The 17,623-nt window shown below is 40.3% G+C and carries 15 protein-coding genes; 8 read left to right on the plus strand and 7 right to left on the minus strand.

The genetic code is table 11. From position 1 onward, the window contains the following. Positions 1–398: 398 nt before the first annotated feature. On the plus strand, positions 399–767 hold the full coding sequence (locus OQX62_RS24660) for a response regulator (protein ID WP_265834340.1): 369 nt from the start codon (positions 399–401) through the stop codon (positions 765–767). Positions 768–1,165: 398 nt separating this feature from the next. Here the strand turns inward: OQX62_RS24660 and OQX62_RS24665 are convergent, their stop codons facing one another. After that, a complete protein-coding gene (locus OQX62_RS24665; RefSeq protein WP_265834341.1) occupies positions 1,166–2,017 on the minus strand; it encodes a helix-turn-helix domain-containing protein in 852 nt (283 codons plus the stop codon). 422 nt (positions 2,018–2,439) lie between these two features. Between OQX62_RS24665 and OQX62_RS24670 the strand changes: the two genes are divergently transcribed. From OQX62_RS24670 to OQX62_RS24680, 3 genes are all read left to right on the plus strand, one after another. Then, a complete protein-coding gene (locus OQX62_RS24670; RefSeq protein ID WP_265834342.1) occupies positions 2,440–3,018 on the plus strand; it encodes a TetR/AcrR family transcriptional regulator in 579 nt (192 codons plus the stop codon). 79 nt (positions 3,019–3,097) lie between these two features. Then, entirely contained in the window at positions 3,098–3,838 is a 741-nt protein-coding gene (locus OQX62_RS24675) for an SDR family NAD(P)-dependent oxidoreductase (RefSeq protein ID WP_265834343.1), read from the plus strand. Between the two features lie 104 nt (positions 3,839–3,942). Next, complete coding sequence (locus OQX62_RS24680) at positions 3,943–5,142, plus strand: MFS transporter (RefSeq protein ID WP_265834344.1); 1,200 nt, start codon at positions 3,943–3,945, stop codon at positions 5,140–5,142. A gap of 132 nt (positions 5,143–5,274) precedes the next feature. Here the strand turns inward: OQX62_RS24680 and OQX62_RS24685 are convergent, their stop codons facing one another. From OQX62_RS24685 to OQX62_RS24695, 3 genes are all read right to left on the minus strand, one after another. Continuing rightward, entirely contained in the window at positions 5,275–8,478 is a 3,204-nt protein-coding gene (locus OQX62_RS24685) for a TonB-dependent receptor (RefSeq protein WP_265834345.1), read from the minus strand. 203 nt (positions 8,479–8,681) lie between these two features. Then, complete coding sequence (locus OQX62_RS24690) at positions 8,682–9,263, minus strand: YdeI/OmpD-associated family protein (protein ID WP_265834346.1); 582 nt, start codon at positions 9,261–9,263, stop codon at positions 8,682–8,684. A gap of 99 nt (positions 9,264–9,362) precedes the next feature. Beyond that, positions 9,363–10,271: a hypothetical protein gene (locus tag OQX62_RS24695; RefSeq protein WP_265834347.1), complete on the minus strand. Its 909-nt coding sequence runs from the start codon at positions 10,269–10,271 to the stop codon at positions 9,363–9,365. Between the two features lie 195 nt (positions 10,272–10,466). Between OQX62_RS24695 and OQX62_RS24700 the strand changes: the two genes are divergently transcribed. Continuing rightward, the gene (locus OQX62_RS24700) at positions 10,467–11,894 is read left to right on the plus strand and encodes an MATE family efflux transporter (protein ID WP_265834348.1); all 1,428 of its coding nucleotides are present in this window, start codon (positions 10,467–10,469) and stop codon (positions 11,892–11,894) included. Between the two features lie 84 nt (positions 11,895–11,978). Here OQX62_RS24700 and OQX62_RS24705 read toward each other — a convergent pair whose 3' ends face one another. Then, the gene (locus OQX62_RS24705; RefSeq protein ID WP_265834349.1) at positions 11,979–12,800 is read right to left on the minus strand and encodes an alpha/beta fold hydrolase; all 822 of its coding nucleotides are present in this window, start codon (positions 12,798–12,800) and stop codon (positions 11,979–11,981) included. A 245-nt stretch (positions 12,801–13,045) separates the two neighbouring features. Further along, on the minus strand, positions 13,046–14,176 hold the full coding sequence (locus OQX62_RS24710; RefSeq protein ID WP_265834350.1) for an epoxide hydrolase family protein: 1,131 nt from the start codon (positions 14,174–14,176) through the stop codon (positions 13,046–13,048). 205 nt (positions 14,177–14,381) lie between these two features. Between OQX62_RS24710 and OQX62_RS24715 the strand changes: the two genes are divergently transcribed. Genes OQX62_RS24715 through OQX62_RS24725 form a run of 3 tightly spaced genes read left to right on the plus strand, consistent with a single transcriptional unit; the run spans position 14,382 to position 15,698 of the window. Beyond that, complete coding sequence (locus tag OQX62_RS24715) at positions 14,382–14,798, plus strand: organic hydroperoxide resistance protein (RefSeq protein WP_265834351.1); 417 nt, start codon at positions 14,382–14,384, stop codon at positions 14,796–14,798. A gap of 1 nt (position 14,799) precedes the next feature. Further along, positions 14,800–15,216, plus strand: a complete 417-nt coding sequence (locus OQX62_RS24720) for a hypothetical protein (RefSeq protein ID WP_265834353.1) — start codon at positions 14,800–14,802, stop codon at positions 15,214–15,216. A gap of 44 nt (positions 15,217–15,260) precedes the next feature. Beyond that, on the plus strand, positions 15,261–15,698 hold the full coding sequence (locus tag OQX62_RS24725; RefSeq protein WP_265834354.1) for a MarR family winged helix-turn-helix transcriptional regulator: 438 nt from the start codon (positions 15,261–15,263) through the stop codon (positions 15,696–15,698). Positions 15,699–15,884: 186 nt separating this feature from the next. On the opposite strand, the gene OQX62_RS24730 is transcribed toward OQX62_RS24725, so the two are convergent. Next, positions 15,885–17,426, minus strand: coding sequence for a sensor histidine kinase (locus OQX62_RS24730; protein WP_265834355.1), 1,542 nt, complete (start codon positions 17,424–17,426; stop codon positions 15,885–15,887). Between the last annotated feature and the right edge of the window lie 197 nt (positions 17,427–17,623).

The raw sequence follows: 17,623 nt of genomic DNA on the forward strand, positions 1-17,623 counted from the left end.
CCCCACTACTTTGTCTTATCTGTCTTATCCTTGTTTTACTTGTGTCTTATCTTAAAGAAAATGTAAGCAGATTTTTTGCGCCCTGACTTCCGGCTGCGCTTAAAGCCGTTGTAACGATTTGGTGATCCAATGAGAGATTAGGTCATCGAGCATTGCTGCTTCTGCATCATTCATTGTATGTATAAAAGTTAGTCTAAGGCTAAAATAGTTTCTTTCTATAAATCTTTAAAGATTTACAAAATCCTAATTTTCTCAGCTATTCAACATGGATCACATGATTTTACTGCTAACAATCAACTAATGAATGGAATAAAGCATCCCCATCAAATGGTGGGGCTAGAATTTAAAGGCTTTATTGATATTATAACCTTACATTTGAGCTTATCATAACTGCAACCATGAAAGACATAGTGATCATTGAAAATGACAGAGAGATTTTAGAAATTATCGAATTTCTTTTGTTAGACAAAGGCTTCAAAGTTACAGCGGTACTTAATGAAGAGGATCTTTGGCGTCTGGAAAAAATGCCTGACTTAATTATTTTGGACAATTGGTTAAATGGTCGCAGCGGTCATGATATATGTATCGAATTGAAAGAAAACGAAGAAACGGCTGCGATTCCAATTATTCTTATTTCAGCAGCAAATAACCTGCGGGAAGTTGCCCGCAGCTGTAATGCAGATTCTTTTATTGAAAAACCATTTGATATTGATGTACTGGTTAATGAAGTAGAAATTCAGTTGGCGAAAGTAGATACCCGCGTATAATCTTATCAGTGGTTAAAGTAGTAAATTTCCTTGTACCCCTCAAGAGGTAAAAAGGAACGCATTAAACAGGCATTGTTGGTGAGTGATCGCTCTTGCTGGTATGATTTAGTTTTGCCGCTGTAGCCGGATACAATTCATACAATCAGCGTAGCTAATACATAAGTCTGGATTTTATTTACGCTACTGACTCCAAATTTTGTTACACAAATCCTGTCAATAATCAATGGCAAAGGTAACCAAAGCAGGTTTACCCATCACTTTAATCTCGCACTCATAGTATTTAGATTGATCATCACGATAGATGAAATGATTAATCCTGGTAATACGAGTATGCTCAGTATATAAAAATCGTTATTCTTCTTTACCTGGTTATTGACATCATATCTGGATTTACAAGGTTATTTTCGGTATTGCTGTCTGAAGGCACTGGCCGATACACCTGCCGCTTTACGGAAAAAACGGGAGAAGTAAGAATGATCAGTATAACCCAGCTGATTTGAAATTTCCTTGATACTGAGTTCGGTATAAGATAAAAGGCGTTTGGCTTCCATCATGATTTCCTGTTGGATCCAGTAGCTGGCAGGAAAACCAGTCTGTTTTTTGAGTACCTCACTCAGATAGGCATCTGAAACATTTAATAATGCAGCATAAGCTGCCGGACTTTTATTGGATTTTAAATGTTGATTGAGCAGTTGTTTGAACTGGCTGGTGAGTTGAGCCAAACGGGAAACTTTTACGCTGGAACCACTGGTAGTACTGTAAAAACCCGCAGCTATGCCAATAAAGGAATGCAACAGGGCATGAACTATAGTAGTGTGAAAGGGATGGTAAACCTCTTCATTGTATTTCTCGACAAACAACCGTAATAGGATCCTGCATTGCTCCAGTTCCACAGCATTTAAGGAATAGGGTTGCTGTAACAATAACTGACTTTCAAACACATTTCTGCAGTCTTGTGGAATAAGCGCAGGATCAACCGCTACAAACCATCCCTTTGCGGAGTGCTGGTGGACCAGGCTGTGTACCTGGCCTGGCAACACATAGTAGAGCGTACTTCCGGCCAAATGCACTTCCTCAAAATCTATTACCATAGCACCTAAACCTTCTTCTAAAACGAAGAAAATATAATGATCATCACGGTGGGTGTGAAGTGCAGAATCATCTTCTTTCACATCACTACTGCTCATGTAGCGGATCTGCAACCCCTTGTTGGTTCTTTCCTGTAGAATGTGTATCGGAATGTGATTCATCACTCAAAGCTAACAAATTCCCGGTTTACCACTGCCAGAATTTATATACTTGCCGGGATCTGAATGCAACTCAGTGTGTCAGTTAAATGCTACAAACATTTTATCATATAAGCTCTCTCCTGCTGATCATACTCTTTCTGTCTATTTCAGTTATTCAGGAACTGCATAGTCATAAAAAAGAAGTGTAGACTGCGCAGTCTACGGGCGACAACGATGGGGTTTCAGATACAGACGATTGCAAACTGTGTGATTACCTGACGCATAAATAAGGTCATCAGCTATTTCTGCATTATTCGCCAATATTGGTTCTTGCACTGCCTCAACCAATAGGTTATCACACAGAAATTTTTATAGGTAATTATAAATTGACGCTACAGGGTTTTTTATTTGGAACAGTCGGTTTAATATAATACTTTTGCTGCATGCCGCGCATTAAAGAATTTGATTACGACCAAAAGCTTGAAATTGCCAGAAATCTTTTTTGGGAAAAAGGATATCATGCAACTTCTATGAATGATCTGGTAGATACCCTTAAACTAAATCGCAGCAGTATTTATGATACTTATGGTAACAAGCACAGTCTTTTTATCAAATGTTTGAACAGTTACATTCTCAAAAAGGAAGAGGAGTATAAAGCAGCGGGTAAAAAGGGTAAGTCGCCTCTGGAAGCTGTCCGGTTAATTATCAAAAATATTGTTAAAAATATGATACTGGAAGCTAAGACCTGCATGTCTGTCAAAACAACCTTCGAACTCGGGAAAACTGACGAAGAGACACAGGCATTATTAAATCAGCAAGCTAAAAATTCTGTTCAGTTATTTTCAGCTCTTTTACAACAGGCCAAAGAGCAGGGTGAACTGGCAGAAAATAAAGATCCCGAAATGATTGCCCACTTTATTGTAACTTCTTTCAGCTCATTATGGAACGCAGATATTTTATTCAGGGATAAAAAACTGACCCAAAAATTGACTGATCATTTAATTAGCACCATCAATACCTAATATTTTTTTACCCGATAAAAGAACGATCGGTTTAAATTAAAACAATCATTACCAACACAATAACAAACACATAAAAAAAATGACAGGATTAACAAACAAAGTAGTTTTCATTACCGGAGGAAGTCGTGGTATTGGCGCAGCAATAGCAAACAGGTTTGCAGCTGAAGGCGCAAAAGTAATTTTCACTTATGCTAAATCTACCCATCGTGCTAAAGAACAGGAAGAAAAATTAAAAGCTTTTGGGGTTAATGCAAAAGCTATACAGGTAGATAGTGCGGATGCCGTGGCGCTGCAAACTGCCATTTCCGACACGACCGATCAGTTTGGTCCGATAGACATCCTGGTGAATAATGCGGGAATCTGCCCGTCCGGCGATTTCTCTGATATTACCTTGACCGATTTTGATGAAATTATGGACATCAATGTGAAAGCGGTATTTGCGGCCAGCCACGCTGTGGTTAAAAACATGGCTGAAGGAGGACGAATTATCTCTATCGGCAGTAATCTGGCAGACATTGCCGTGTCTGGTGATACTATACTGTATTCTATGAGTAAATCTGCCTTGCAGGGTTTTACAAAAGGTCTGGCCAGGGCATTAGGCCCTAAAAAGATTACTGTTAATCTGGTACAGCCCGGCCCTATAGACACGGACATGAATCCCGCAGATGCACCGTTGGCCGACTTTTTAAGAAGCAGAATGGCCCTCCCTGAGTATGGTACTGGTGATGATATTGCCGGTTTGGTTGCCTTTCTTGCCAGCGATGAAGGGAAGTATATCACCGGTTCTACTTTAACAATTGATGGTGGAATGAATGCCTAACCTTTTTTTATCAAATAACGGAACGATAGGTTTAATATTAAATAGCTGAAGGTGATTTCAAAGGTTAATTTTTTTCAAACAGTAAAATAACGGATTTATAATAGATGAATGTAACAAATAAAAGAAATGCCTATATCGGATGTCTGGGGATAGTGGGGATCATTAGTACTGAATTTGGCGTAATTGGTATCTTGCCACAAATAGCGGAACATTACAGTATCACTATTGAAAAGGCGGGATATCTGCTTAGTGCCTTTGCGCTCACCATAGCTGTTACAGGACCATTTATGGTCTTGTACGCTTCCAAATTTGACAGAAAAAAAGTAATGCTTTTTGGTATCGCGATGTTTTTTGTAAGTAATGTCCTCTCGGTATTTGCACCACCATTCTGGTTACTGATGACTATCCGTGTGCTCCCTGCCTTTTTACAACCTGTTTTTATCTCCACTGCTATAGCTGTTGCTATAAAGGACATGCCCGAAACCACACATCACAGGTTGATGAGCATCGTCATTGGCGGCATAGCTTTGGCACAGGTTACAGTCATCCCATTTATGACCTTTATGGCTGCACACTATGGATGGGAAATCTCTTTTGCAATACAAGGGGTTATTAGCTTGCTTGCGGTAACTGCTATCTATTTTCTGATGCCGGCCATGCCTGTGAAAGAGCCAAAATCATTCAGTAGTCAGTTGAGCATATTGAAAAGGAAAACCTTTGTCCTCAGTACAATGATGAATGTATTCCTGATTGCGGCCTGGTTTTCTACTTACAGCTATTTTGCGGATTATCTAGCCAAAGTGAAAGGATTAAGCGGAGAACAAATCAGTTACATGCTACTTTTGTTTGGGATAATGGGGGTAATTTCTAATTTTTTTGCAGGAAGATTATTAGGTAAAAGTCTGGTAAAGACAACGGTAATTTTCCTATTGGGAACGTTGATTTTACCTTTTTTGCTCACCTATAGTAACACTTCTATGTTATCTGTTAGTCTGATTGTTGCCTTTTGGGGCATGATGTATGGGCCTTGTTTCTTAACCGCAATTGCTTATATGGTTTCTCGTGCGCCCGATGCCAAAGAGTTTGCGAACAGCCTGCAGACCTCTTTCGGTAATCTAGGTGTTTCTGGCGGAACAGCGATAAGCGGATGGTTTATTGGTAAACAGGGGATTACTATTGCACCATGGGTAGGCTTGTTTTTTGGCATAATTGCCTTGTTATTTATCGTATGGCGGAGCGTAGAAGAACTCAGGTTGATAAAGTATGATAAAAACAGGATGAAAACTGTTGTTGATGGAAATTAAGCAAGGGTATTTATCATGCCTAGTCTGAGATCTTAAAATTCTGGAAAATACTTGAGGAGGTCTCTCATTTGCAGGCATAAAAAAGCCGCCCCGTAAATTACGGGGCGGCTATAGTATTAAAAATATCTTGGATTAGAATCCGTATCTCAGACCAAGCTGAAACTGGTAAGGATTACCGGAAGGAGTTACAATTCCTGCATTGTTCACTCTGTAATTGAATGCTCTTGTAGCCGCATCATAGTTAGGTATTTCAGGAATTAAAGGAGTAGTAGCCGTAGCAGCTACCGCAGCTTTTCCATTTAATGCATATAGTCCCTGTGTACCCAAACTCTCGTTTACACCCCATTTCTTATTCAACAAGTTAGCAAAGTTGAACACGTCACCTGAAATTTCAAGTGTATGGTTTTGATACAATTTGAATTTTTTAGCAATTCTGATATCAACAATACCGAAAAAGTCGTTCACACCACCATTACGTTCAGCAATCTGTCCTGAATATTTAGTGATATAATCTTTCAGGCTCTGGCTTGCATTAGGGTTATCCAGGATAGTTTGCAGACCTGCGCGAACGTTCTGAGGAACATTTGTATTATTTCTGTCGAAAATAAATGCTAAGTCATTTGTGGCAACAAAGTCGCCGTTATTGTTCACGCCTGATAATAAGCTGTAACGTGTTCCGCCAATGCCCGAATAACGAACACCAACTGATACACCATAAAATGTAGGTAGTGTACCATAAATTACTACCTTATGTCTGAAATGGTTATCAGAGTAAGACATATTGCTTAGGTTTCTCGGGTCATCCTTCACCGGAAGTGACAAGGTTGCCGTATTGGCTACGTTTCCGTTATATGAAGTATTGTCTTTCGAATCGTTCCAGGTGTAACTTGCAGTAATTTCACCGTCTCCGAAATATTTCCATGTTCCATCCACTACCACAGCAAACTGGTTTACTTTACCATCGCTGTTCATCTCTAACACACGACCAAAGTTGTTGCTGATACGACCTGTTTTCCAATCCGGCGTACCGTTACCTGGCATTACTGCATATATGCCACGGTCTGCTTCGTTAGGCAAAATACTGATAGGATTAGCCACCATATTTCTGTCAACATACATATAGTTATGACGACCTAAGGTTGCATAACCTGTAATACCTACTCTGAATCTGTCATTGATTAATTTATTGTAAGACAAGTTGGCTTTGTATACTACCGGCACTTTAGCGTTGGGACCGTAAGTATTAATTGTAGGTAGCTGGAAAGCTTCGAATGTTGGTGCAGCTGCCGTTCCGTTTCTATAACCGATAAAATTAGGTGTAATAGTGGTTTGATTGGCAAATACGTCAACCGTTGCAAAGTGTTTACCGTCAAATGTCAGGTTATTGATCGTCATATAGTTGTTGATGTCTGATCCGAATATACCAGCTCCAAAACGTACAAAATCAGTCCCCTCTTCGTTCACATCCAGGTTAAACTGGATTCTTGGCTGCAACTGAAATTGCTTCAGTTTGTTGTCAGTTCTTACCCCTACCTCGTCAAGCAATTGCTGATTTAATGGTGAAGTTGGATAAGCGCTGTAGTCTAATCTCAGACCTCCTATAAACTCTAAACCTTTAGCCAGTTTAGTTTGCATCTGGCCGAATAACGCGCCATTCCAGATGTTTCCGATTACAGTTGGGTCTGCAACCAATGGCACCTCACGATAAAACCTGTTAGGTGCCAGATTGTTAAAATTCTGCAAACTACTACCAGCACCGTTGTTAATATACTCAAATCTTCCATTTACCTCACTACCGTACAGTGATTTTGCACGTGTATACATCAGGTCAGCTCCAAATGTAAATTTGATCTTTTCCGTGTTGTAGTAAAAGTTATCTACCAATTGGAAAACATTATTAGTAAAGCCTTCCTGACCAAAACGTTGACCACCGATCTGGATAGCTGTCGAAGCGGATGTACCATCGGACAATGTAGAAACTATATTACTTACTTGTGCTCTTGGAACAGCGAAACCAAGCTCATCATTTTGTGTACTGGCCTGGAAAGTATATAAATGCTGTACTTTTAATTCATTGGTGATTTTAGGACTGATAGTGGAACGTAATGTCGCCAGCAAACTGTTGTCTACGTTCTTATCGTTACCGTAACTCTCATATAAGTTGATGGCAGTGTTATCTGCTAAACCTAAGGGATTTCTATCGTTTGTATAGTTATCACGCACAGTTAACAGGTTTTTTTCATTGATCTGCCAGTCGATACGTGCAAAGGCTGCATCACTACCACGTTTTTTATCGAAACTGCCGTACTGTGGGGTTGAAGCTACACCATATTTCGTTCTTGCGATACTAACGAAGTCTGATAAAGTTTGATTTGTAATTCTGAATCTGGCCTCATCTGCAGGACCATTTATATCTGCAATAATCAATGGACGTGAATCTTTCTGGTGATCTATGCCTACAAAATAATGCAGTTTGTCTTTAATGATTGGTCCGCCTAAGGTAAAACCATACTGATAAGTAGAGAAGTCGTTATCACGTTTAACACCTCTGATATCATACGGACTTGACAACCAGTCAGCTCTTCCATACATAAAGGCACTACCTGAAACTGTATTAGTTCCTGATTTAGTTACTGCTGTAACTGTACCACCACCCGCTCTTCCAAGCGTTACGTCATATTGGTTAGTTACTACTTTAAATTCACGTACTGCCTCAATAGAGATTGAATAGGGTGCACCACTACGACTGGTTGTACTTCCTGCCGAAGTTGGATTTTTAGCATTCATACCATCAATAGTATAGTTGGTAGATGAACCTAACTGACCAGATATACCTCCACCACGACTCAAAGGACTTAAGTCCATTAAGTTGGAAAAATTACGACCGTTAACAGGCAACTGATTCATCGTTTTAGCAGAAATCTCTGTGGAGGCTCCAAAGTTCTGTACCTTGTTACGGAGACCGGAAGCACTAACCTCTACCGCATTCAGCGTCTGTGAGGCTTCCTGCATACCGATGTTGATTTTTACCAGGTCACCAAAGTTTAGCATATAGCCATTTCTGTTTTGCTCACCATAACCCATATAAACTACTTTCACTGTATAAGGACCACCCAGAGGAAGTTCTTTGAAAGTATATCCGCCTTTAGCGTCGGTTGATGTTCTGGTGGTAAAACCAGTTGAATTGTTTTTCACCTGAACAGATGCGCCTGGGATAGGTTTCTTGTCCTGATCTGTTACGATCCCTATGATCGATGCTTGTGTGGTCTGCGCTAACGCAGAATTCCTTACACAAAACGACAGCAATAACACTGCAATTAGTAAGTTTTTAATCATAATAATTTGGAAATAATTTATGCAACGAAGGTGTTACTCTTATATTAAGAATACTTTGATTTTGGATTAATAAATCGTTGTCATATCAACCGAATTCATGACCAATGTTAACATATGAGTCAAATTCTAAGCCTCATTGGTTAGATTCGATGATTTATTGAGGAATACAGGGATCAGGAGATTTATCCATTGAAAAAGATATGCTAACTAAACTGTTTGGGTTTCTGATGTCTTACGGCTAGTTCTGCGATTTCAGCAATTCTTTTTGTCCGGGTTTCCGGCCTTTTGGCTGTGACCAGCCACTGCAGAACAGCTTTTCTCACAGACTTGCTTAAACTCAAAAAATAGGCTTCCGAACCCCGATGATTACCGAATGCTTCGGCCATGTCTTCTGGAATCTTCAATTCCTCCACATCATCGAGTAGAGTCCAGCTACCGTTTTGTTTGGCAATTTCGATACTGTCAAGGCCGGCTTTAGCCATCAGTCCGTTGTCGATTAAGCCCAGCACTTTTCCCTTATTAATCTTTGACCAGCCACTATTTGGTTTCCGTTTGCTAAAAAATTGAATAAAGGTATCACCGTCACCGGATTTCCTGACACTGTCTATCCAGCCAAAACAAAGTGCTTCATCAACAGCTTCACTCCACGTAATTGTACCAATATTGGCTTTCTTTTTATAATAGATGAGCCATACAGCTTGTTTTGACTGGTGATTATCAATTAACCACTGCCTCCACTCCAGCGGGTTTGCAGGACAAAATGTTGCTATACCCTTGTTTTTCATGATCTGTTTATGGCTTTATTGCTCATCTTCAATTTTGCTGACGAATACAAATGTAATTGACGGGATGACAACCCTATGTCAGCAACTCCATTTATTTAATCAGACATCGGTATAAGGCTGCTTGCTCAGCTTGTTTTTCTTCAAATAGATATAGTTTCTTTTTGCATCAATAATCATATTGAACCTCTTGATGACATCACCTCCAAGAATACTCATTTTCTGTCGGCCTATTGCGCCCTGGAAAAAGCCAACGGAAATATCCTTCAGTTCAACTCCTGCAAGGATAAGCATCGGCATGATTGCCTTCTTTGTTTTTAGCACATTGCCGTAAGAATCTTTTAGACTTTTCTCACTAATCACTTTCAGCTGATCGCTGAGTTTATGTCTGTTCGTAAAGCCATCATCAAATAAAACTGATCCCGCGTAACCAGAGTGGATCAGAAACTGGTTGCTCAGTTCTTCAGTACCTATATTACTCCGTGCCTCAATAAACATCATACCATCATTATAGTTGAGCTTTACTTTTGTAAAGGCATCAGCTTTTTTAGGGAGGTCAGTGCTGATCGTCATCACACTTTTATCAAAATCTATTTCAATGACCTGATCATCAAATAGGTCGAGACCAAACTTACCATCGGTTTCAGGTCCGGAGTTTTTGTTCTCCCAGATCTTCATCCCCTCCCACTTTTGTTTACCAATTGCTAAGCTGTTGTTTCCGCTGAACCTGGCAGCATTGGCATCACCACCCCAACTTTTTAAGGTGTCGGTTCTGGTAAAATTTACGGTCTTTAGTCTGTTGATAGCTTCGGTGGTGATGGTAAGATCTGATGCAGAAGTGTGAAACATCAGGTTTAAGGTGTCTTTTTCATTCAGGAAGGCCCTGATGGAAATATTATTGGAAGAGGTTAGCCTGAAGGGGATGCTGTAACTGTTTAAGGATACACTATTTTGAGCGAAAGCACCCAGGCAAAAAAAGCTGAACGTGAAGATCAGTACATACTTGTTCATAGGTAAAATGATTTAATAATTCTCAATTCAATAAAGTGACAGTCTCAGAACAGATGATGCTTTCCCGATACCTGCACTATACTAAGTTAGCTCCTTTTTCGCTATTCTTATCGTTTATAAATTAATAGTATCTTAGACTAAAAATATGAGCTCTTTTTAGTATAGCCCTGCTGAATATTTTTATTTACATCCTATATGTCACAACAAAACAACGCTTTAACGGGAAAATTAACTCAAATTTTCAGCGTAATCAAACAATCACTCAATGGCGAAGAACTGGACTTCACAAAGGGCAGCATCCGCAGGGCAGTGATATTACTGGCTATTCCCATGATGCTGGAGATGGCTATGGAATCGGTTTTTGCGCTGGTAGATCTTTATTTTGTAGGTCACCTGCACAACAGCAGTCACGCCATCCAAACGGTAGGATTAACTGAATCTGTATTGACTGTCATCTACTCATTGGCCATCGGAATGAGTATGGCGGCGACAGCGGTAGTGGCCAGACGTATCGGGGAGAAAAATCCGGAAGCGGCCGCCAAAGCAGGTATACAGGCAGTTCTGATTGCCTTTGCGATGAATCTGATCATCAGTATTGCCGGGTTTATTTATGCAAAAGATATCTTGTTGCTGATGGGTGCCTCAGCAGAGACCGCAGCACAGGGAACACCTTTCATCAGGATTATGATGGGGGGCAGTATCATTATCGTGTTGCTATTTTTAATCAATGGTATTTTCAGGGGGGCAGGTAATGCAGCCATTGCCATGAAGAGTTTGTGGATCGCCAATATTGCCAATATCATTTTATGCCCGCTATTGATCAATGGATTAGGTCCTGTGCCCGCTTTTGGTTTAACAGGCGCAGCAATAGCCACGAGTATAGGCAGGGGCCTGGGCGTATGTTACCAGGTTTATCATCTGACGAATGGCGAAAGCCGTTTAAAGATTCAGCTGTCATACTTTATCCCGCAATGGGATCAGATTAAGGCGCTGTTAAAGATTGCAGCACCAGGTATTTTTCAATTTGTAATTGCTTCCTGCAGCTGGATATTTTTAGCCCAGGTAGTAGCCACTACGGGGGGCGACCATGGTTCGGCGGGTTATCAGACGGCTTTAAGGTTGATGATGTTTTTTATGCTGCCGGCCTGGGGAATGAGCAATGCAGCGGCTACACTGGTCGGGCAGAATCTCGGTGCCAAACAGGTGGAAAGAGCTGAGCAGTCGGTCATGAAAACAGCCAAATATGTGGCCATCTATATGGGAACCGTAATGGTGATCACTTTGGCGGCAGGACCGTATTTTATTTCATTTTTTAGCAATGACCTGCAGATTCAGGAAGTAGCCATTCAGGCTTTAAGGATCATGAGCACAGGCTATATACTTTACGGTATGGGTATGGTGCTGATCAGCACATTTAATGGTGCGGGTGACACATGGACACCTACACGTGTAAACTTCTTCGGTTTCTGGATGTTCCAGATTCCGCTCGCTTTTTTGCTGGCTAAACATTTTGAGATGGGTCCCACAGGCGTATTTATAGCCATACCAGTTGCAGAAACAGGAATTGCTATTGCGGGATATATCCTGTTCAAAAAAGGCAAATGGAAAACGATTAAAGTATAACCAGACGGTATTAAACTATTAAAAAAAAGCGGAGCTTTCAGCAACAATTGTAACTGAAAGCTCCGCTTTTTTGAATTATATCGCTTAAGCTTCAATGAATGCCAGTAAATCTGCATTAATTGTTTCTGCCTCTGTAGTTGGCATTCCATGTGGGAAACCAGGGTAAGAGATAAATTTACCATCCTGCAGCAGTGCAGCTGCTTTCGGACCAGAAATAGAGAAAGGAACAATCTGATCATCCTCTCCGTGCAATACCAAAACAGGAATTTCTACGCTTTTAAGGTTCTCTGTGAAATCCGTTTCTGAGAAAGCTTTAATCCCTTCATAATGTGCTTTCACCGAACCCATCATACCTTGTCTCCACCAGTTATGTTTAATACCTTCAGATACTTTAGCACCTTCACGGTTATAACCATAAAAAGCATCCGTAAAGTCCTGGTAATATTGAGGTCTGTTGAATCCTGTACCTTCGCGTATCTCGTCAAAAACCGACAATGGAACGCCATCAGGATTGTTATCATTTTTTACCATGACCGGCGTAACGGCACTGATCAATACTGCTTTTGATACACGGCCTTTACCTAATGTTGCTGCATAACGGATTACCTCGCCACCACCTGTAGAGTGACCAATGTGAATTGCATCCTTAAGATCTAATGCCGCTGTTAATTCTGCCACATCTGCTACGTAAGTATCCATGTTGTGACCTTCTGAAGCCTGACCTGATCTTCCATGTCCGCGACGGTCATGCGCAATCACACGGTATCCTTTATTTACAAAAAACATCATTTGTGCATCCCAGTCATCGCCCGATAAAGGCCATCCGTGATGAAATACGATAGGTTGTCCTGTTCCCCAATCTTTGTAGTAAATCTCTGTTCCGTCTTTTACTGTAATTGTTGCCATTGTCTTTGTGTTTAAATGTTATCTATTTTTTAGGTATTATTAAAATTGTTATCTTCTCATCTTCAAGAGACAGATATATTCCAATATCCAAAAAACACTCCTAAATTCAAACACTTAAATATCAATAACTTGCACAATTATATACCCATTTTTAATTACGGTATTTCGTGAATTTACGGATCGTTTCATTGAACAGGCAGGGTTTTAAAGCAATGACATACAGTCATCATGCTTCAAAAGTCAAATTACTCTAGTTCCGAAAAGAAATACAGCAGATCTTTTGAAAGCAGGTCTGGCTGTTCTACTGCTGCAAAATGACCTCCTGCGGGCATGGATGTCCAATGACGGACATTGAATCCTTTTTCAATGTATGATCTGGGCGGAGTGGGCAGTTCTTTTGGAAATTCAGCAAATGCAAGGGGTACAGAGATATAGTCGTTCTGGCCAAATACCATAGGATTTTTACTGTTCTCGTTATACATTCTCATAGAAGAATGGATGGTTTGCGTAATCCAGTATAAGGTAACGTTCGCCAATAGTTCATCTTTAGTAAAGACATTTTCAATATCTCCGCCATTGTCACTCCAGCTATTAAACTTCTCAATGATCCATGCACATAAACCAACCGGAGAATCATTTAGACCATAGGCTGCTGTAAGGGGTTTAGTGGCATGCAGATGCGCATAGGCACCTTCTCTGGCCGACCATTCCGCGCCTGTTTGCTGAAAGGCAATAACTTCTTCAGTAAGCTGTTCTCCTTCTTTCAGATAAGGTTTATAAGAGCCGGATATATAGTTAAGGTGTAGACCTATCAGGTGAGATGGGTATTTTAAGGACAGCCAGGTACTGATCCCGGAGCCTATATCTCCGCCCTGGGCACCATAACGATTATACCCCAGTGCTGTCATTAACTGATGCCATAGATCGGCAACAAATGCGCTGTTGCAACCAGCTTCATTAGGTTTTCCTGAAAAGCCGAATCCCGGGATGGAAGGAATCACCAGGTCAAAAGAGAAGTCTGCATTTTCCGTTAACAGTGGAATCAGTTTCATCATTTCCAGGAACGACCCCGGCCATCCATGTGTAATGATGAGTGGAACTGATCGCTTTCCTTTGCCTTTTATATGCATAAAATGGATCTGATGCCCGTCTATGTCGGCCATAAAATTGGGATAAGCATTGATTTCCCGCTCCACCTTACGCCAGTCAAAACTATGCTGCCAGTATTGCGTGAGCTTCTTCATGTAGGCAAGATCTGCGCCGTATTTCCAGGCTGATCCGCTGAGTTCATCAGGCCAGCGGGTAAGCGCAAGTCTCAATTTCAGATCGTCCAGAATCGATTGCAGAATATTTACAGTGAAAGGTTTTATCTTCATAACCATGTTTATTATTTGCTCTGTGCAGCAAATGAATTGCATCAAACAGGCAGACAAATATATAGCATCTCAGGTTATTGATTTGTTTCAGTTCAGACACCTGAACATCATAAAAAACGATTTATCATCATTATTTTGTTAAGGGACCTTATTATTCATACATTTGTATCGTGCACGATATAAAAGCAAATAAATAACAATCGATATGAAAGCATTATATGAAACCACCGTTGAAGTTACTGGTGGAAGAAATGGAAAAGTTAAAAGTGAAAATGGCATTCTGGAACTGGAAGTACGCATGCCTAAAGAACTGGGTGGTGTGGATGGATATACGAATCCTGAACAATTGTTCGCAGCAGGATATGCCTCATGTTTTGACAGTGCACTGAATTTGATTATGGGCAAGGAAAAAGTTAACCCTGCGTCACCGTCAATTGTAAAAGCAACTGTGGGATTAAATCCAAATGGTGCTGGAGGATTTGCTTTATCAGTGGCTTTAGCGGTTGAGATCCCGGGTATAGCTAAAGATTTAGCAAAAGAATTAGTAGATAAAGCACATATGATTTGTCCGTATTCGAATGCCACACGTGGTAATATCGACGTACAACTATCTATCATATAAGATGAAGAAAACAAACACTTTCCAGAATATCATGCGTGTGGTACTGGGATCTTTCATGATTTTGGCAGCAATTGGACATTTTACTTTTCAGCGCGCAGATTTTCAGGCACAGGTGCCGAACTGGATTCCCCTTGAAAAGGATCTGGTCGTGATCCTGTCAGGTGTGGCAGAGATCTCATTGGGATTAGCTATGATCTTCTGGACCAAACAAAAAGTTAAAGTAGGAATTGTATTAGCAGTCTTTTATGTATTGATATTTCCGGGTAATATAGCACAGTATATGAATGGAACTGATGCCTTTGGTTTAAATACAGATCAGAGCCGTTTGATCAGGTTGTTTTTTCAGCCAGTGCTGATTGTCTGGGCCTTATGGTCTACAGGTGTATTCCGTTATATTAAAGAAAGAAGAGCTGCATAAAATCTTTTCATAACTTTGCAGCTGGCAAAAGATGAGTGTATACTATGGAAACGAATGATCTCTTGAAACTGGAAAACCAATTGTGTTTTCCGCTTTATGCTGCTTCGAGATTGGTAACGAAGTGTTACCAGCCGCTTTTGGATGAACTGGGACTCACCTACCCGCAGTATTTGGTATTGCTGGTTTTATGGGAAACGGATTCGGTGAACCTGAAGGTACTTTCAGAAAAATTACAGCTGCAATCCAATACCTTAACGCCTTTGCTGAAGCGCATGGAAGATACGGGTTTGATTAGTCGTACCCGTTCTGAAGAAGACGAACGCAGTATGATTATGGCGTTAACCAAAAAAGGCAGTCTTTTAAAGCATAAGGCACCTGCTGTGCAAAGTCAGCTGTCAAACAACCTGGGTATTTCTCTGGAAGAAGCACAGCAGTTACATGGTTTACTATACAAGCTGATGGGACACCTGGAGACTAAATAAGTAATCCCTATCGGTTAAGATGGGGATTTACTTTAATCACATTTTTATATTTTGCGGCTATGAATTCCTAAAAGGGTTTTGAGATGTTGGTGAAATAGATATTATGACTATAACTACAAGATAATTCTTCATATGGGTAAGACTACAATATCGTCATTAACTTAGCCGCTGGTTCTTGTTAAAGAGTTATGAATGATTTGTGGCAGCAGATTGACCAGAAACAGCTAAAGGCAGTTTGAAATGAAAAGTACAACCTTTATCACTGTTATTTTCTACCCAGATCTCGCCATGATGATGTTTGATAATTTCAGCACTCAGGTAAAGTCCTATACCAAAACCGGCAGCATGCTGTACTTTTCTGTTTTCAATATAACTAAACCGCTCAAATATTTTGTGCTGATCAGGTGCTGAGATGCCTGATCCCTGGTCTTTAACAGTTACTTCAAGATAATCTTCATGCGGAATGCAGCTGACCTCTACAGTACTGTGCTGCGGAGAGAATTTGATGGCATTGGATAACATATTAGCCAATACTGCACCTATTTTATTGCGATCTGCCTTTAAATTGGCTGCATGACAATGATGCTGTACAAAGTTGTAGTTTGAAGAAATGATGCGTACCTCTGCCAGATATTCTTCCACCAGTTCTTCCATATTAAATTCAGTATACTGCAATTCAAATTTTCCGGATTCAAGACGAGAGATATTTACAAAGCTGTTGATCATGGAAGTCATCTTTTTAATCTGCTGAATCGCTTTAATATTGATCTCATGAAATATTGAGTCCTTTTCCAGATCCAGTTTCTTCCTGATCATCTGAAACATCCCGCTAAGGGAAGTCAATGGTGTCTTCAGTTCATGACTGATCATCCCAATAAATTCATTTTTACGGGTCACTTCCATCTTCTCCTTTGTGATATCCATCAATGTCCCATTCAGTGTTACACAGCCATCTTTTTCACTTTTAGTACAGCGTCCGCTGGATCGTAGCCATATCTCCCCGTCGCGGTCCAATGGATGAATGGGATATTCTATTTCAAAACTGCCGCCATTAGCAATTGCTTCACGGAAGGTATTTTTAACGGATTCCCGGTAATCTTTACAGACCATGTTTAGCCCTGTGCCAAAAGAAAGACATTTGGTATTTAGTCCGTGTAACTCTGCTCCGCGTTCCGAGAAAACAAGTTCACCTTTATCTGTTGCTAACTTCCATGTACCGAGTTTAGCCGTATCTATGGCCATCATACATTCGTTATTTCTGAAGGCCAGCTGTTCGTTCGATTTTTCCAGCTCAAGCGCATTATCTGTTAGTGCCTTTGTAGCTATCACTTTCTGTGTTACATCCTGGGCACTCACCAGCACACCAGTAATTGTTCCTTTTCGATCCCGTAAAGGTTGATAGGTATAGTCTGCATAAATCAAGTAAAGCTGCCCGTCTCTATCCTTTTGCGTTACCTCTACTTCTTGTGCTGAATATACTTTACCTTCGTTAAAAACTTCTTTTAACTGCTGCATAAAAACAGGGTTAGTGTCTGGTAATGCGGTAAGCAAAGGGTATCCAATTACTTTATCCTCCCTTTTTCTTTTCCAGGTGGAAAACATTGCATCATTAGCAAAGCTAATGGTATGCGTTTCTCCGCTGAGCACTGCTACCGGAAATGGTAACAGACTGAGAAGATATGCGTTGTCGGCAAGAATAGGTTCAATATTGTTATCGGCATGTCCCATAAGTAGCTAAGCAAGATGTTTTTATTTGTATCCTGCTACAAGAACAAGTCCAAAGATTATTGTGTTTTGGAAAAATCAAGTTTATACCAATTTAATGAGAACATGATCAGTTTACAATTGATATCAGCTAATGAATGTGTTGTAATCAGATAAAGATTAAAAAAATAACAGCATCAGATTATTTTGTGATACCACAA

It is taken from the genome of Pedobacter sp. MR2016-24 (assembly GCF_026239655.1).
Classification (GTDB): domain Bacteria; phylum Bacteroidota; class Bacteroidia; order Sphingobacteriales; family Sphingobacteriaceae; genus Pedobacter.

Bases quoted from the DNA above. Each gene is read 5' to 3' on its own strand.
- OQX62_RS24660 (WP_265834340.1), top strand. From the start codon at position 399: ATGAAAGACATAGTGATCATTGAAAATGACAGAGAGATTTTAGAAATT.
- OQX62_RS24665 (WP_265834341.1), bottom strand. From the start codon at position 2,017: ATGAATCACATTCCGATACACATTCTACAGGAAAGAACCAACAAGGGG.
- OQX62_RS24670 (WP_265834342.1), top strand. From the start codon at position 2,440: ATGCCGCGCATTAAAGAATTTGATTACGACCAAAAGCTTGAAATTGCC.
- OQX62_RS24675 (WP_265834343.1), top strand. From the start codon at position 3,098: ATGACAGGATTAACAAACAAAGTAGTTTTCATTACCGGAGGAAGTCGT.
- OQX62_RS24680 (WP_265834344.1), top strand. From the start codon at position 3,943: ATGAATGTAACAAATAAAAGAAATGCCTATATCGGATGTCTGGGGATA.
- OQX62_RS24685 (WP_265834345.1), bottom strand. From the start codon at position 8,478: ATGATTAAAAACTTACTAATTGCAGTGTTATTGCTGTCGTTTTGTGTA.
- OQX62_RS24690 (WP_265834346.1), bottom strand. From the start codon at position 9,263: ATGAAAAACAAGGGTATAGCAACATTTTGTCCTGCAAACCCGCTGGAG.
- OQX62_RS24695 (WP_265834347.1), bottom strand. From the start codon at position 10,271: ATGAACAAGTATGTACTGATCTTCACGTTCAGCTTTTTTTGCCTGGGT.
- OQX62_RS24700 (WP_265834348.1), top strand. From the start codon at position 10,467: ATGTCACAACAAAACAACGCTTTAACGGGAAAATTAACTCAAATTTTC.
- OQX62_RS24705 (WP_265834349.1), bottom strand. From the start codon at position 12,800: ATGGCAACAATTACAGTAAAAGACGGAACAGAGATTTACTACAAAGAT.
- OQX62_RS24710 (WP_265834350.1), bottom strand. From the start codon at position 14,176: ATGAAGATAAAACCTTTCACTGTAAATATTCTGCAATCGATTCTGGAC.
- OQX62_RS24715 (WP_265834351.1), top strand. From the start codon at position 14,382: ATGAAAGCATTATATGAAACCACCGTTGAAGTTACTGGTGGAAGAAAT.
- OQX62_RS24720 (WP_265834353.1), top strand. From the start codon at position 14,800: ATGAAGAAAACAAACACTTTCCAGAATATCATGCGTGTGGTACTGGGA.
- OQX62_RS24725 (WP_265834354.1), top strand. From the start codon at position 15,261: ATGGAAACGAATGATCTCTTGAAACTGGAAAACCAATTGTGTTTTCCG.
- OQX62_RS24730 (WP_265834355.1), bottom strand. From the start codon at position 17,426: ATGGGACATGCCGATAACAATATTGAACCTATTCTTGCCGACAACGCA.